This is a genomic window from Longimicrobiales bacterium, assembly GCA_035764935.1.
Lineage (GTDB): Bacteria > Gemmatimonadota > Gemmatimonadetes > Longimicrobiales > RSA9 > DASTYK01.
Genome location: DASTYK010000071.1, coordinates 21,584 through 35,673, shown reverse-complemented (window position 1 = coordinate 35,673; position 14,090 = coordinate 21,584). Strand labels below are relative to the sequence as shown.

At 68.4% G+C, this 14,090-nt stretch carries 12 protein-coding genes; 11 read left to right on the top strand and 1 reads right to left on the bottom strand.

The window, feature by feature from the left end:
- The 11 genes from VFU06_05635 to recN all read left to right on the top strand — a co-directional run.
- On the top strand, positions 1-307 hold a 307-nt coding region (locus VFU06_05635), incomplete at its 5' end, for a hypothetical protein (protein HEU5208875.1).
- A complete protein-coding gene (locus tag VFU06_05630; protein HEU5208874.1) occupies positions 300-602 on the top strand; it encodes a hypothetical protein in 303 nt (100 codons plus the stop codon). The genes VFU06_05635 and VFU06_05630, both read left to right, overlap by 8 nt.
- Positions 599-919 (top strand): cell division protein ZapA, encoded by a 321-nt coding sequence (locus VFU06_05625; GenBank protein ID HEU5208873.1) that lies wholly within the window; start codon positions 599-601, stop codon positions 917-919. Before VFU06_05630 ends, VFU06_05625 begins: the two co-directional genes overlap by 4 nt.
- Before the next feature lie 165 nt (positions 920-1,084).
- Complete coding sequence (gene rny / locus VFU06_05620; GenBank protein ID HEU5208872.1) at positions 1,085-2,650, top strand: ribonuclease Y; 1,566 nt, start codon at positions 1,085-1,087, stop codon at positions 2,648-2,650.
- Between the two features lie 410 nt (positions 2,651-3,060).
- Entirely contained in the window at positions 3,061-3,963 is a 903-nt protein-coding gene (gene folD, locus VFU06_05615) for a bifunctional methylenetetrahydrofolate dehydrogenase/methenyltetrahydrofolate cyclohydrolase FolD (protein HEU5208871.1), read from the top strand.
- Entirely contained in the window at positions 3,963-5,204 is a 1,242-nt protein-coding gene (xseA, locus tag VFU06_05610) for an exodeoxyribonuclease VII large subunit (protein HEU5208870.1), read from the top strand. The genes folD and xseA overlap by 1 nt, the downstream gene beginning before the upstream one ends.
- Positions 5,197-5,430: an exodeoxyribonuclease VII small subunit gene (gene xseB, locus VFU06_05605; protein ID HEU5208869.1), complete on the top strand. Its 234-nt coding sequence runs from the start codon at positions 5,197-5,199 to the stop codon at positions 5,428-5,430. Before xseA ends, xseB begins: the two co-directional genes overlap by 8 nt.
- The gene (locus tag VFU06_05600; protein ID HEU5208868.1) at positions 5,427-6,314 is read left to right on the top strand and encodes a polyprenyl synthetase family protein; all 888 of its coding nucleotides are present in this window, start codon (positions 5,427-5,429) and stop codon (positions 6,312-6,314) included. The genes xseB and VFU06_05600 overlap by 4 nt, the downstream gene beginning before the upstream one ends.
- 59 nt (positions 6,315-6,373) lie before the next feature.
- Positions 6,374-8,287: a 1-deoxy-D-xylulose-5-phosphate synthase gene (gene dxs, locus VFU06_05595; protein HEU5208867.1), complete on the top strand. Its 1,914-nt coding sequence runs from the start codon at positions 6,374-6,376 to the stop codon at positions 8,285-8,287.
- Positions 8,287-9,183, top strand: a complete 897-nt coding sequence (locus VFU06_05590) for an NAD(+)/NADH kinase (protein ID HEU5208866.1) — start codon at positions 8,287-8,289, stop codon at positions 9,181-9,183. Before dxs ends, VFU06_05590 begins: the two co-directional genes overlap by 1 nt.
- A gap of 44 nt (positions 9,184-9,227) precedes the next feature.
- A complete protein-coding gene (gene recN / locus VFU06_05585; protein ID HEU5208865.1) occupies positions 9,228-10,895 on the top strand; it encodes a DNA repair protein RecN in 1,668 nt (555 codons plus the stop codon).
- Positions 10,896-11,032: 137 nt separating this feature from the next.
- Here the strand turns inward: recN and VFU06_05580 are convergent, their stop codons facing one another.
- The gene (locus VFU06_05580) at positions 11,033-13,984 is read right to left on the bottom strand and encodes a TonB-dependent receptor (GenBank protein HEU5208864.1); all 2,952 of its coding nucleotides are present in this window, start codon (positions 13,982-13,984) and stop codon (positions 11,033-11,035) included.
- Positions 13,985-14,090: the final 106 nt, after the last annotated feature.

The window sequence follows — 14,090 nt, the reverse complement described above, 5'->3', positions numbered from 1 at the left end:
GTTCACGCTGCGACAGCCGCCCCTGTATCCCGGTATTCAGCGCGATCTCGCGCTGCTCGTGCCCGTCGCGATCCCGGCGAGCGACATCGAGGCGACGATCCGCGAAAGCGCAGGCGCGCTGCTGCAGGACGTCGCACCCTTCGACCTGTTCACTGGCAAGGGCGTTCCTGCCGGGATGCGCAGCATTGCGTTCCGGCTGCATTTCCGCTCGCCGGAGCGTACACTTACCGACCAGGAGATCGACGAGGCCGTCGCCCGCGTCCTGCGCGCACTGGAACAGTCCCACGGAGTCACGCGCCGTGCCTGATCGACAGACCCCCCTGCCGCCGCCGGAATGGGATGCCCTCGAGCTGTCCGTTCGACGCCTGCTCGAGACCCACGATGCCCTGCGACGTCGCACGCAGACCGCCGAGCGGCGCGTGCGTGAGCTGGAATCGGCCCTCGGCCGCGTTTCCAGCGGCGCACTCGACCCGCTCGAGCTGTCCGAGCGAGCCGCCACCCTCGAGCGCGAGAACAGGGAGCTGATCGACCGGCTCGCGCGAGCCAATGCGCTCGTCGAGCGCATCGCCGCACGGCTCAATTACCTGGAGGCAGACCGATGAGCGACCAGGCGAAGAGCGTCGTCACTGTCGAGATCGCCGGCGAGGAGTACACGCTTCGTGCGGACACGACCCCCGAGTACGCCGTGGAGTGTGCGGCGCATGTCGACCAGACGATCACCGAGATCCTCCAGGGCGGCGCGCTCATCCAGACCCACAAGGCCGCCATCCTGGCTGCCCTCTCCCTGACGGACCAGCTCTTCCAGGCCCGCCGGGAGACCGAGGCGCTCCGTGACGAGATCGGCCGCCTCGCAGAGCAGCTCACCGTCGACGTGCGCGCCCGCCTCGAGCCGTCCGACACGGTTGGCGCCCAGCGGTAACGCCCCCGGATCACTCCCCAGCCCACCTTGCGGTGCCTCGCGCGCGCCCGCTACTTTGCGCGGAACGGCGCGGCGTGACCTGTCGATAACGCCGCAGCCTCAACTGTCATAACCAGTTAGACGTCGCCTACCGCGGCGGCCCCGGGCCGCCTTTCTGGAGTGATCATGGATTCTCCGTTGCTGCTCGGCGTGATCGCCGTCGGCGCCGCCCTCGTGGGCGTGCTCGCCGGATGGTGGCTCGAGCGCAGGCGACTGCAAAGGCACAAGGCCGATGCAGAATCCGTCGCAGCGCGCATCCGGGAGGAAGCCGGGGCGGAGGCCGAACGGCTCAAGCGGGCCGCCGAGCTGAAGGGCAAGGAAGAGGCGTATCGCGCGCGCGAGGACTGGGAGCGCGAGGAGGCGCGGCGCCGGGAGGACCTGGAGCGGACGGAGCAGCGGATCGAGGAGCGTCGCAGCGCACTGGACCGGAAGTACGACCTGCTGGACGGCAAGGAACGGCAGGTCGCGGATCGGGAAAGTGCCCTGGAGACGAGGGCAGCCGAGCTGCAGGCGCGCGACCAGGCGACGGCGCGGGTGGAGCAGGAGGCGCGTGCGCGGCTGGAGGCGCTGGCGGGGCTGAGCTCCGAGGAAGCGCTCAAGCGGCTGATGCAGGGGCTGGAGGAAGAGGCGCGCGCCCGCGCCGCGAACACGATCCGCGAGATCAAGGAGAACGCGAAGCGGGAAGCGGAGCGTGAGGCTCGCAACATCGTCTCACTCGCCATCCAGCGCATTGCCGCGGACCACACGGCCGAGAGCACCGTCTCCGTCGTCAGTCTTCCGTCGGACGAGATGAAGGGGCGCATCATCGGGCGCGAAGGGCGCAACATCCGCGCGTTCGAGCAGGCGACCGGCATCGACGTCATCATCGACGACACCCCCGAAGCCGTGATCCTTTCCGGCTTCGACCCGATCCGGCGCGAGACTGCGCGCCTGGCGCTGGAGAAGCTCGTGGCGGATGGGCGCATCCATCCGGGCAGGATCGAGGAGGTCGTCGAGAAGAGCCGCAAGGAAGTCGAGGAGGGGATGATCCAGGCGGCCGAGGAAGCGTGCTACGAGCTCGGTGTGCACGGCGTCCACCCGGAGATCCTCAAGGTCCTGGGCCGGCTCAAGTTCCGCACGTCGTACGGGCAGAACCAGTTGCTGCACGCCAAGGAGGTCGCTCGGGTGGCCGGCAACATGGCCGCCGAGATGGGCCTGGACGCGACCATGACCAAGCGCATGGGCCTGCTCCACGACGTCGGCAAGGGCCTCACGCACGAGCATGAGGGCACGCACGTCGAGCTCGGCTGGAACCTGTGCAAGAAGTACAACGAGCCCGACCAGGTGCTGAACGCGATCAAGGCGCACCACGACGAGGAGCCGCACCGCTACGCCGAGACCTTCCTGGTCACCGCCGGCGACGCGATCAGCGGCGCCCGCCCCGGCGCGCGGCGCGAGATGTTCGAGACCTACGTGAAGCGCCTCGAGAAGCTGGAGGAGATCGCGAACGGCTTCCCCGGTGTCGAGCGCTGCTTCGCCATCCAGGCCGGCCGCGAGGTGCGCGTGCTCGTCGACCCGGAGAACGTGAACGACACGACCATGTCGGAGCTGAGCGAGCAGATCGCCCGCAAGCTGGAGGACGAGCTGCAGTATCCGGGGCAGATCAAGGTGGTCGTGATCCGTGAGACGCGCGCTGTTGATTTTGCCCGGTAGTCTCGAACGGATCTTTTTCACCGCTGAGCCGCGGAGGGCGCGGAGTTTTCGAGCCACGCCCAACAGCGTTGTCAACCACAGAGATCACTGAGCACACTGAGGATGCACAGGGTTTTCTTGTAGCGGTTCGCCGTGGGGTGAGATCGACGTGGGATGCATCATGCTCGAGTTCCATTCACCCTCGGAGTCTGTAGCATTGGCACCCGCTGTGAATGCCATTACAAATACAACGGGCTCCGAGGCTGCATCAGGACCGGATGAAAAACGGGCCTCCCTCCACGCGTCGAAGCCAACCAGAAAAACTCAGCGCCCTCCGCGTCTCAGCGGTGAAAATTTCCGTTATAATTAGCAGAGCGTAGAACACAAATAACTCAGTGCCCTCTGTGCACTCCGTGGTAGAAAAAAAGCAAATGGCCAAGATCATCAGCGGCACCGAACTGAGCGAAACCATCCGCGCGGAGATCGCGCAGGACGCCGCGGCATTCCGCGAGGAGACCGGCGTACAGCCCGGCCTCGCCGTCGTGATCGTCGGCAATGACCCGGCGAGCGAGGTATACGTCCGTTCCAAGGGCAAGGCGGCGGAGGCGGCCGGCTTCTACTCGCGGACGATCAAGCTGCCGGAGGAAACGTCGGAAGACGAGCTGCTCGGCGTGATCGAGGGGCTGAACGCGGATCCGCGCGTGCACGGCATCCTGTGCCAGCTGCCGGTGCCGAAGCACATCGACTCCAACCGCGTGCTGCTGGCGATCGATCCGTCCAAGGACGTCGACGGCTTTCACCCGGTGAATGCGGGGCGCCTCGCGGTCGGCGATACGGAGGTGCTGGCGCCGTGCACCCCGGCCGGCGTAATCGAGATGATCCTGCGCTCCGGCTACGACACGCGCGGCAGGCACGCCGTGGTCGTCGGCCGTTCGACCATCGTCGGCCGGCCGATGGCGCTGCTGCTGCTCCGGAACGGGCGTGGCGGTGATGCGACGGTGACGGTCGCGCACTCGCGCACGCAGGACCTGGGTGCGATCACGCGCCAGGCGGATATTCTCATCGCGGCCGTGGGCCGGCCGGAGATGATCCGCGGTGACATGATCAAGCCGGGTGCGGTCGTGATCGACGTCGGCATCAACCGGGTCGAGGACCCGAGCGCGAAGCGCGGGTACCGGCTGGTGGGCGACGTGCAGTTCGAGGAGGCGGAGAAGGTCGCGGGGGCGATCACGCCGGTTCCCGGTGGTGTCGGTCCCATGACGATCACGATGCTGCTGCAGAACACGCTGCGCGCGGCGCGTGCGATCACGGCGTCGGAGGCGGTTGCGCGCTGATGCGGGATTTCTTCGAGGGCGATGCGCGGCCGCCGCGGCGCGCGTATGTCCGGCAGGGCAGCAGCTGGTCGTTGCAGAACGCAGGGCAGCATGACTACACGCCGTCCACTCTGAATGCTTACGCCCGCAACATCATCGAGGGCTCGTTCCCGCCCATCTTCGTGCGGGGCGAGGTCACGGGGTGGAAGCGCTACGCATCCAGCGGCCACTGCTACTTCACGCTGCGTGACCGGAACGCACAGGTCCGCTGTGTGATGTTCTCGCGTGATGCCGCCCGTCTTCCTGCCGATCCGGAGGAGGGCATGGAGGTGCGCGTGTTCGGTACGCTCACGCTCTACGAACGGCGCGGCGATTTTCAGCTGGGTGTGCGCGAGCTCGAGGCGGGCGGCGGCGATGGACTCTGGCGGCTCGCGTTCGAGAAGCTGCGGCGTCGGCTGGAAGGCGAGGGGCTGCTGGCGCCGGAGCGCAAGCGGCCGCTGCCCGCGCATCCGTCCACCATCGGGGTCGTGACCTCTGCGGCCGGTGCCGCACTGCACGACATCCTGCACGTGGTGCAGAAGCGTGCACCCTGGACGCGCGTGGTCCTGTCGCCCGCACGCGTGCAGGGTGAAGGCGCATCCCCTGATATCGCGCGGGCGCTCGCACGGCTGGATCGCGTCGGCCTCTGCGACGTCATCATCGTCGGTCGCGGTGGCGGCTCGATCGAGGACCTGTGGGCATTCAACGAGGAGCCGGTCGCACGCGCGATCGCGACATGCAGCGTGCCGGTCATCAGCGCCGTCGGTCACGAGATCGACGTCACCATCGCCGACCTGGTCGCTGACTACCGCGCGCCGACGCCGAGCGCCGCGGCGGAGCGCGCGGTACCCGATCACGCATCCCTGTCGCGCGAAACGGACGGGCTGCGCACGCGGATGCAGCGCGCGATCGACTGGCGCGTCAATGCGGCGCGTGACTCGATCGACGGCGCGGCGGAAGCGCTGGAGCAGGGGATCCGCGATCTGATCGATGCCCGTCAGGAGCGCGCAAACCGCTGCGCCGAGATGCTCGATGCGCTCTCCCCGCTGGCCGCGCTGCGCCGCGGCTACGCCGTTCCGCTGGCGCGCAACGGTCGCATCCTTCGCTCGGTGAGCGAGTTCCAGCCCGGTGCGGAGTTCGCCCTGCGCGTCGCCGACGGCGTCGTCGACTGCAGCGCTGGCGGGGTACGAACGATCGAGCTGCCGGAGGCGACGAATGGCTGACACCGGATCCGGCGCGATCGAAAAGCGCATCTCGCGCCTGGAGCAGATCGTTGCCCGGCTCGAGCGTGAGGAGCTGGAGCTCGACGAGGCGCTCCGCCTGTTCGAGGAGGGGATCGGCCACCTGCGCGAGGTGCGCGGCATGCTGCGCGATGCGGAGCTGCAGGTCGAGCGGCTGGTCGAGGAAGCGGACGGGTCGCTCGCCACCGAACCGTTTCACGAGGAATGAAGGCCCGGCCGGCGCTGCTGGGCGTCGAGCGCGCAGCGGCGGACGCCGCTCTCGTGGCCGCAGCCCGCGCGCTGCTCGACGGCGTGCCCCCGCTCCTCGCCGAGCCCGTGCGCTACGCCCTCGCCGGAGACGGCAAGCGACTGCGGCCGATCCTCTGCGCCATGTCGTACCGCGCGCTCGGCGGCACCTCCGACGCCATCCACCAGGTCGGCGCGGCGATCGAGATCATCCACACGTACTCGCTCGTCCATGACGACCTGCCGTGCATGGACGACGACGACCTGCGTCGCGGCCGGCCCACAGCGCACCGCGCATTCGACGCGCGCAGGGCCACGGTAGCGGGGGCGTTCATGATCCCGCTCGCCGTGCGCCAGCTCCTGCATGCCGCAGACGCGCTCGCATTGCCCCCGCCAACCCGCTCGGCCATGGTCCACGAGCTGACGCATGCCGCCGGGGCCGCCGGCATGGTAGGCGGGCAATGGCTCGACCTCGCGGGTGCGGAGCGGCTCGATGCGCTGACCGAGACGCACCGGCGCAAGACCGGCGCACTGATGGCGGCGTCCATGGCGCTGGGCGCGCTGGCCGCCGGCGCGGCGCCGCACGTGCTCAGGGCCTTCCGCAGCGCCGGCGAACAGCTCGGCCTCGCCTTCCAGATCCACGACGACGTGCTGGACGAGACGGCGACCGCCGAGGTGCTCGGGAAGACGGCCGGCAAGGACCGCGCGAGCGCCAAGGCCACGTACACCCTGTTGCTCGGCGTGGACGAGGCCCGCGACCGCGCCGCGGATGCCGCCGCGGGGGCCCGACGGGCGCTGACCGACGCGGGTGTCGCGGATCCTGCGCTGTTCGAGCTGCTCGCATTCGCCGTAGAGCGGGATCGGTAGCTATATTCCGGGCTTCGCGGCGCAGCAGCCTGCGCCGGCCCGGACCACCAGGAGGAGCTGTGTCGATTCTGGATCGGATTCAGTCGCCCGTGGACCTGCGGACCCTGACGGAGGAGGAGCTGCCGGTCGTGGCGGAGGCCGTACGGGAACGCATGGTCGACGTGATCAGCCGCACCGGCGGCCATTTCGCGCCCGGCCTGGGCGTCGTGGAGCTGACGATCGCGCTGCACTACGTCTTCAACACGCCGGACGACAAGCTGATCTGGGACGTCGGTCACCAGGGCTATCCGCACAAGATCCTGACCGGCCGCAACGAGGCGTTCGCGCGGATCCGCGCGAAGACCGGGCCGTCGGGCTTCCTGTCGCGCAAGGAGTCGGAGTACGACGTCTTCGGCGCCGGCCACGCGGCCACCTCGATCTCCGCCGCACTCGGCATCGCCACCGCGCGCGACCTGAACGAGGACGACTTCAAGGTCGTCGCGATCATCGGCGACGGCTCCATGACGAGCGGCATCGCATACGAGGCGCTGAACAACGCCGGCCACACGGATCGTGATCTCATCGTCGTCCTGAACGACAACGAGATGTCGATCTCGCCCAACGTCGGTGCGATCCACAAGTACCTGACGGGGATCATCACCAACCCGTTCTACAACCGGATTCGCGACGAGATCAAGCAGTTCCTGCAGCGGTCGGAGGGCGGGCTCACGGGCCGGCTCGAGCAGCTCGTGCTCAAGATGGAGGAGGGTGCGAAGGGGTTCTTCACGGCGGGCATGCTGTTCGAGGAGCTCGGCTTCCGCTACGTGGGCCCGATCGACGGCCACGACCTCGACCAGCTGGTCGACACGTTCCGGGAAGTCCGGAAGTGGGAGGGGCCGCGCCTGGTGCACGTCATCACCAAGAAGGGCAAGGGCTTCCCGCTCGCGGAGCAGAACCCGGTCGTGTGGCACGGTGCAACGCCGTTCGACAAGCTCAGCGGCGAGATCACGAAGAAGAAGACCGCGACGCCGGCATACACGGCCGCGTTCGGCAAGGGGCTGGTGGAGCTGGGCGAGCAGCGCGAGGACGTCGTCGTCATCACCGCCGCCATGCCGAGCGGTACCGGCACCGGCGCCTTCGGTGACCGGTTCCCGGATCGCTACTACGACGTCGGCATCGCCGAGGGGCATGGCGTCACGTTCGCCGCCGGACTGGCGACCGAAGGGATCCGCCCGGTGGTCGCGATCTACTCGACGTTCCTGCAGCGCGCGTACGACTCGATCATCCACGACGTGGCGATCCAGAACCTGCCGGTCGTTTTCGCGATGGATCGCGGTGGCCTGGTCGGCAATGACGGGCCGACACACATGGGGCTCTACGATATCGCGTACCTGCTCGCGGTGCCGAACATGGTCGTGACCGCGCCCAAGGATGGCGCGGAGATGCTCGCCCTGCTGCGGCTGGGCGTCGAACAGGACCAGCCGTTCTCGCTGCGTTACCCGCGCGACAACGTGCCCGCACCGGTACCGACGCTGGCGGAGATCCCGCCGGTCGAGATGGGCACGTGGGAGGTGCTGCGCCGCGGCCGGCAGGTTGCACTGCTCGCCGTCGGAACGATGGTCATGCCCGCACTGGAGGCCGCACAGCGGCTCGCCGCCGAGGGCGTCGACGTCAGCGTCGTGAACTGCCGGTTCCTGAAGCCGTACGACGAGACGACGCTCGCGTGGGCCGCGTCGCATCACTCCGCGATCCTGACGATCGAGGAGGGCACGGTCGTGAACGGATTCGGTGCGCTGATGGCTGCCGCGCTCGAGCCGCACCGTCGCGAGCACCCGCTCGTGCACGAGATCCTCGGCGTCCCGGACCGCATCATCCAGCACGCCTCGCGCGAGGAGCAGCTGGCCGAGTGCGGCCTCGACGTGGACAGCATCTGCGAGCGCGTGCGCGCGGTGGCGTCCACGTTGCCCGTGGACATGGTGCGTTCGACAGCCTGATGCCCGACGTCGCCACCGCATTTCGCCGCGTCGGCGTGATCGGTCCGGCGCACGGCGACGGCCTCGCGGAGACGCTCGACGTGTTGCGCCGGCAGCTCCAGGCGCAGGACGTCGAGATCCGCGCAGAGGAGGGGCTCCTCGATCGCCTCCCCGGCGCGACGGAGTTCCGGCCCGAGGACGTCGATCTCCTCATCACGCTGGGCGGTGACGGCACGCTGCTGCGCGGCGCGCGTCTCGTGGCAACGCGCAGCGTCCCGGTCCTCGGCGTGAACCTCGGAAACCTCGGCTTCCTCACGTCCATCGCACCGTCCGAGCTCGAGGAAGCGCTGCCGCGCGTCTTCAGCGGCGACTACTGGCTGGACGAGCGCTTCACCCTCGAGGCGCGCGTCGTCGATGGGACCGGCCGTGAAGGACCGTCCTTTCTCGCGCTGAACGACGCCGTGCTGCACAAGGGAGGATTCGCACGCGTCATTCGCCTCGCCGTCTTCGTGGGGCCCGATCGCCAGCAGGTCGCGCAGTACACCGCCGACGGGATCATCCTCGCGACACCCACCGGCTCAACCGCGTACTCGCTGTCTGCGTCCGGACCGGTCGTGCATCCCTCCGTGGACTGCATCCTGGCGACGCCGATCTGCCCGCACACGCTCGTACTGCGACCGCTGATCCTGCCCGACACGGTCGAGATCACGATCGAGGTCGTGTCGACGACCGGTGAGCTGATCCTCACCGTCGACGGCCAGGATGGTGCCGACCTGCACCCGCAGGACCGGCTCGTCGTCCGTCGCGGCACCGCGACCGTTCCGCTCGTGCGTTTCGCCTCGCAGAGCTTCTTCAGCACGCTGCGTCGCAAGCTGCACTGGGGACTCGAGCACGAACGACGCGGCTCGCGCGGCTGACCGCACATGGCGCCGCTCGTCCCACCCTCCATGCAACGTCGCGTATGCTGATCGAGCTGCGCATCCTCAACTTCGCCGTCATCGAGAGCCTGTCGCTGCGTCTCGAGGCGGGGCTGAACGCGCTCACCGGTGAGACGGGTGCAGGCAAGTCGATCATCGTGGGCGCGCTGTCGCTGCTGCTGGGCGAGCGTGCGTCCGCCGACGTGGTGCGCACCGGCGCGGAGCGCGCGAGCGTCGAGGGTGTCTTCGATGTCAGCGCACACCCCGCCATCGTGAGTGCGCTGGCGGAGCAGGGGATCGAGACCGAGGAGGGGCTGCTCATCCTGCGCCGCGAGGTCGCGGCCGAGGGACGCAACCGCGCGTGGATCAACGGTGCCGCGAGCACGGCCGCACTGGTCGGCGAGATCGGTCGGCAGCTCGTCGATCTGCACGGCCAGCACGAGTACCAGACGCTGCTGCGCAGGAGCGAGCAGCGCCGCATCCTCGACGCGTACGCGGACGCGCTCCCACTCGCGGCCGAAGTCGAACGGGCGCACGCGCACTGGCGTGCGTCGCTGCGCGAGCTGGACGCGCTCGACGAGCGCCGCCGCGAGGCCGAGCAGCGCAAGGACTTCCTGCGCTTCCAGGCCGAGGAGATCGAGTCGGCGGAGCTGCGGGAAGGCGAGGAGGAGGAGCTGGAGGCGGAGGCGTCGCGACTCGATCATGCCGAGGAGCTCGCACGGCTGTCGAACTCGTTGCACCTGGACCTGTACGCCGCGGACGAGTCGCTCAGCTCCCGTCTGGGCGAGATGCGACGGACGCTCGATCACCTGGTGCGCATCGATCCGTCGCAGCAGGACGCGCACGAGATGCTCGCCGCGGCGCTCTACAACCTCGAGGAGCTGGGCCGCCGCATGGGCGAGTACGCGACGGCCATCGAGGGTGACCCGGCGCGCCTCGATTTCATCCGCCGCCGGCTCGACCGCATCCACCGACTGAAGCTGAAGTACGGCGCAAGCGTCGGCGAGGTGATCGGGGTCGGTGCCAGGGCGCGTGCAGAGCTCGATACGCTCGACCGCGCGGAGTTCGAGCGTCGCCAGCTCGACCAGGCTGCGGAGCAGGCGCGCACCGCGTTCGTGCAGGCCGCCGCCAGGCTGTCCGCCGCACGGGCGCGCGCTGCACGCAGGCTCAGCAAGGCGGTCGGTACGATCCTGCCGCAGCTCGGAATGGACGGCGGCACGATGGACGTAGTGCTGGAGCACGTCGACGAGCCGTCACCCCACGGTGCCGAGGACGTCGAGTTCCGCATTGCCCTGAACAAGGGCTTCGAGCCGCGCGCACTCGCGCGCATCGCTTCCGGCGGTGAGCTGTCCCGCGTGATGCTCGCGCTCAAGACCATCCTGGCCGGCCTCGATGACGTGCCTACACTGGTCTTCGACGAGGTCGACGCCGGCATCGGCGGCAAGGTCGCGCACGCCGTGGGCGACAAGCTGCGCGACGTCGCGCGCGACCGTCAGGTCTTCGTCATCACGCACCTGCCGCAGATCGCCTCCCGCGCACAGCACCACCTGCTCGTTCGCAAGGAGGAGCGTGGCGCCCGCACGACCACCACAGTCGACGAGCTTGCTGGTGAGGCCCGCGTTGCGGAGCTCGCTCGGCTGCTGGGCGGTGATCCGGAGAGCGAGACGTCGCTTGCGCACGCGAAGGAGCTGCTGGCGGGGAAGAGCGCGTAACGAGCCTCAGGCCGAAGAAGCTCTCCGCGGTGCAGCAGACCTGGTGCATGACAACGGGAAAGGCCCGGCATTTCTGCCGGGCCTTTCCGTTTCCGAGTCCTCCAGCCGCGCCCCGTGCTGCCGGAGCGCGGTCCTGCTCAGTGACCGAACGCGTACTTGAGCCGGAGGATCGCCATCCGCCCGATGTTCGGAACGCCCGGGAAGCTGCGGTACTCCTCGTCCAGCAGGTTCGTCACCGCGAGCTGAATCGCGGCGCCCCGGAACCCCGGGATCTCGTACGAGGTCGTCAGGTCGAGGAGCGTGTAGGAGTCGACGCACTCCTCGGTGCCTGGAACATCCGGCTCGATGCATCGCGTGGCGTTGTACACGCCGGAACGCACCGGGAACGAGTCGTTATAGCGCATCCTCAGCTCGGTGGAGAGGCCGATGCCGAGATGACGGTATGTGCCGCTGACACTCGCCTTCGTCTTGGGTGCGTTCAACGTGATGCTCTCGCCGCGATCCGTCTCGAACACGTTGTCGTTGACGAGCGAGAGCGTGCCAGCGAGCGAGAAAGCATCGCTGAACAGGTAGTTGGCGGAAAGGTCCAGCCCGTAATAGTCGAGCTCGTCATCGACATTGTAGTACGTCGTGAGGAGCTGCGCGCCGTTGGCATTGATGTCCGCGGAGGACACGACGCCAACCGGAATCGAGGCCAGGCCGGGCGCCGCGGCGCTTCCCGCAAGCTGGATCGCCGTTGCCGTTGCCTGCTCCTGCGACATGCCGAGGTCCTGCATGAGCCGCGGCACGAGGAACTGCACGGTCGAGGTGCCTTCGAGCAGGACGAGCGGCGTGACGGGCGTGAGCGGCGTCACGAGGTTGTTCTTGCGCGCCCACCAGACATCGGCCGCGAGCAGCAGCTTGTTGGCGATGACGCCGCGATACCCGCCTTCGATCGACGTGGTCGTCGATTCCCGGATCGGATCGACGCGATCGAAGGGCGGTGCGGACACCAGGTCTCCCGTCGCAGCGTCGAGGAACGACGTTCCAACGGCCTCTGCGGCGAGCGGCGCAATCTGCCGCAGATAGCCCGCCATCTGCGCTGGCAGGCCGCGCGCCTCCATCACGGCCACCGCGGCATTCCAGTACAGCGCCGCATTGGCCGGCACCAGCGCCGACGGGTCGCCGGGCGTAAACGGCGAACGCATCAGGAAACTGCCGTCCGACTGTGCGATCTGGAAGCCGTCGCGTCCGGTGCCCTGCACGCGCACGCTGTAGCCCAGCGCTGCCAGCGCCGGATCCGGTGCCGCGCTCGGCAGGTCCAGGAACTGGTTCAGCGAGCTGGGCGTCGAAAACGCGCGGTTGAACGTCGCGCGGATCGCCTGGTTCTCCGCCGGCTTGAACACGAGGGCCGCACGCGGCGAGAAGATCGGGTCAGGGAGTCCCGAGTGATCGTCGACGCGACCGGCCAGCACGAGGTCGAACTTCGGGTCGAACGCCCACTCCCACTGCAGGTAGCCGCCGAGCTCGGTCGTCTCGTCGTCGTCCTCGTAGATGCCGTTGATCGTGCCGTGGGTCTCGGGCACCGTGTAGAGCGCGTCACCGCCGTACGTGAAGTTGTGGTCGCCGAGCCGGAAGCCATGCTGGATCTGGCCGACCCACAGCTTCGATTCGTCCTGGATCGCGACGCCGTTGCGCAGCAGGTACGTGTCGCCGGCGTCGCTGGCGTTCAGGTAGCCCTGCACGAACAGGCGGTTCCAGTTCGTGCGGATCTGGTAGTACGACGACTTCCAGTCGTCGACCTGGCCAGCACCGAGACCGGTCAGCTCGATGCCGCTGCCGGCGTTCGTCATGCCGGCAGACAGGATCGTGTTCACGCCGGCCGTCGGCACCCAGTCGGCTCGCGCTTCCACGCTCCAGCGATCGATATCGAAGTCACGCGTGCCGATGCGCGAGATGCGGGCCTCGGCGGCTGCGGCGTCGCCGCCGAGAGCATTGGTGAGCTGCGTACGGAATCTCTGGGTGATCGAATCAGGACCCGTCCGGTAGTTGAACGTTTCCTGCGCTTCGACCGGATCCTCGTACTCCCACTCCTCCGCCTGCATGTACAGCCCCGACACCTTGATGCCGAAGTTGTCCGACACGCGGATCGCGGTGCGGCCCGTCGCCTCGAAGAAGCTCTGTTCGCCTCCCGCCACCGACAGCGACGTGCCCGGTTCCGCCAGCGGTGACTTGGTCATGATGTGCAGCACACCATCTGCCGTGTTCGGGCCGTACAGCGCGGCGCCCGGTCCCAGCACGACCTCCATGCGCTCCAGGTCCTCGTTCGTCGCAGGGACGAAGTGCAACAGGTTCACGCGCAGCGAGGGCACACCCGCGATGCGGTTGTCGGTCAGCGTGTGCAGCGAACCCGAGAAGATGTTGTTGAAGCCTCGCAGCACCACGTTGGTCGACTGGATACCCTGCGTCACGATGTCGACGCCGACCATGCCGCGCAGGTGGTCCGCGGGCGTTACGGTCGGGCGGACGTCGAGCTCCTGTTCACCGCGCACTTCCACGTGCGCGGGCGCGTCCACTGCCTTTTCGATGACGCCACGGCTGGCCGTGACCTGGACCGGGTCGAGATCGAACGCCTGCACGGCAAGCGATGCATCCGCCACCGCGGTACCGCCTGCAGAGACCGTCACGTTCGGCACCCGCTGGTCCGTGTGACCGACTGCACTGAACAGAACCGTGTACGTGCCCGCCGGCACGCCGATCATCCGGAACCGCCCGTCACCGTCGGTGATTGCAGAACCGGCCGTGCGCCCATCCTCCGACTGTGCTTCCACCAGTGCGGATGCGATCGGCGACAGGCCCGACGCAGACGTTACCCGGCCGACGATCGCGCCGGTCTGCGCCCAGGCGGCGCTTGCGCCGAGTACGAGCCAGGCGAACGCAAAGACCAGAGCCCTGCGAACGTGCAAACCCATGGATGACCTCGGATTGATGTGGAAGGGCGGGCCGGATCCCCGGACCCCGCGGTTCTGATCCCCTGCGACGTGCCCGCCGGGCGGGAAGGGCAGCGCCAGCGCCGCTGCGACAGCCTCACCCTCTTCGGTCGGTGCCATTCGGGGACTCGGGCGGAAATACAAGAAGCACAATGCTTTTTCAGCCCGGAGATTCGGTCCAGTATACCGGCCGCCCGCGCGCGGCGTCAAGCGAAATTCCTGCTAT

What these genes read in the sequence shown, in the direction of transcription:
- rny (HEU5208872.1), top strand. Translation starts at nt 1,085, where the DNA reads ATGGATTCTCCGTTGCTGCTCGGCGTGATCGCCGTCGGCGCCGCCCTC.
- VFU06_05580 (HEU5208864.1), bottom strand. Translation starts at nt 13,984, where the DNA reads ATGGCACCGACCGAAGAGGGTGAGGCTGTCGCAGCGGCGCTGGCGCTG.
- recN (HEU5208865.1), top strand. Translation starts at nt 9,228, where the DNA reads ATGCTGATCGAGCTGCGCATCCTCAACTTCGCCGTCATCGAGAGCCTG.
- xseA (HEU5208870.1), top strand. Translation starts at nt 3,963, where the DNA reads ATGCGGGATTTCTTCGAGGGCGATGCGCGGCCGCCGCGGCGCGCGTAT.
- VFU06_05625 (HEU5208873.1), top strand. Translation starts at nt 599, where the DNA reads ATGAGCGACCAGGCGAAGAGCGTCGTCACTGTCGAGATCGCCGGCGAG.
- xseB (HEU5208869.1), top strand. Translation starts at nt 5,197, where the DNA reads ATGGCTGACACCGGATCCGGCGCGATCGAAAAGCGCATCTCGCGCCTG.
- folD (HEU5208871.1), top strand. Translation starts at nt 3,061, where the DNA reads ATGGCCAAGATCATCAGCGGCACCGAACTGAGCGAAACCATCCGCGCG.
- VFU06_05600 (HEU5208868.1), top strand. Translation starts at nt 5,427, where the DNA reads ATGAAGGCCCGGCCGGCGCTGCTGGGCGTCGAGCGCGCAGCGGCGGAC.
- VFU06_05590 (HEU5208866.1), top strand. Translation starts at nt 8,287, where the DNA reads ATGCCCGACGTCGCCACCGCATTTCGCCGCGTCGGCGTGATCGGTCCG.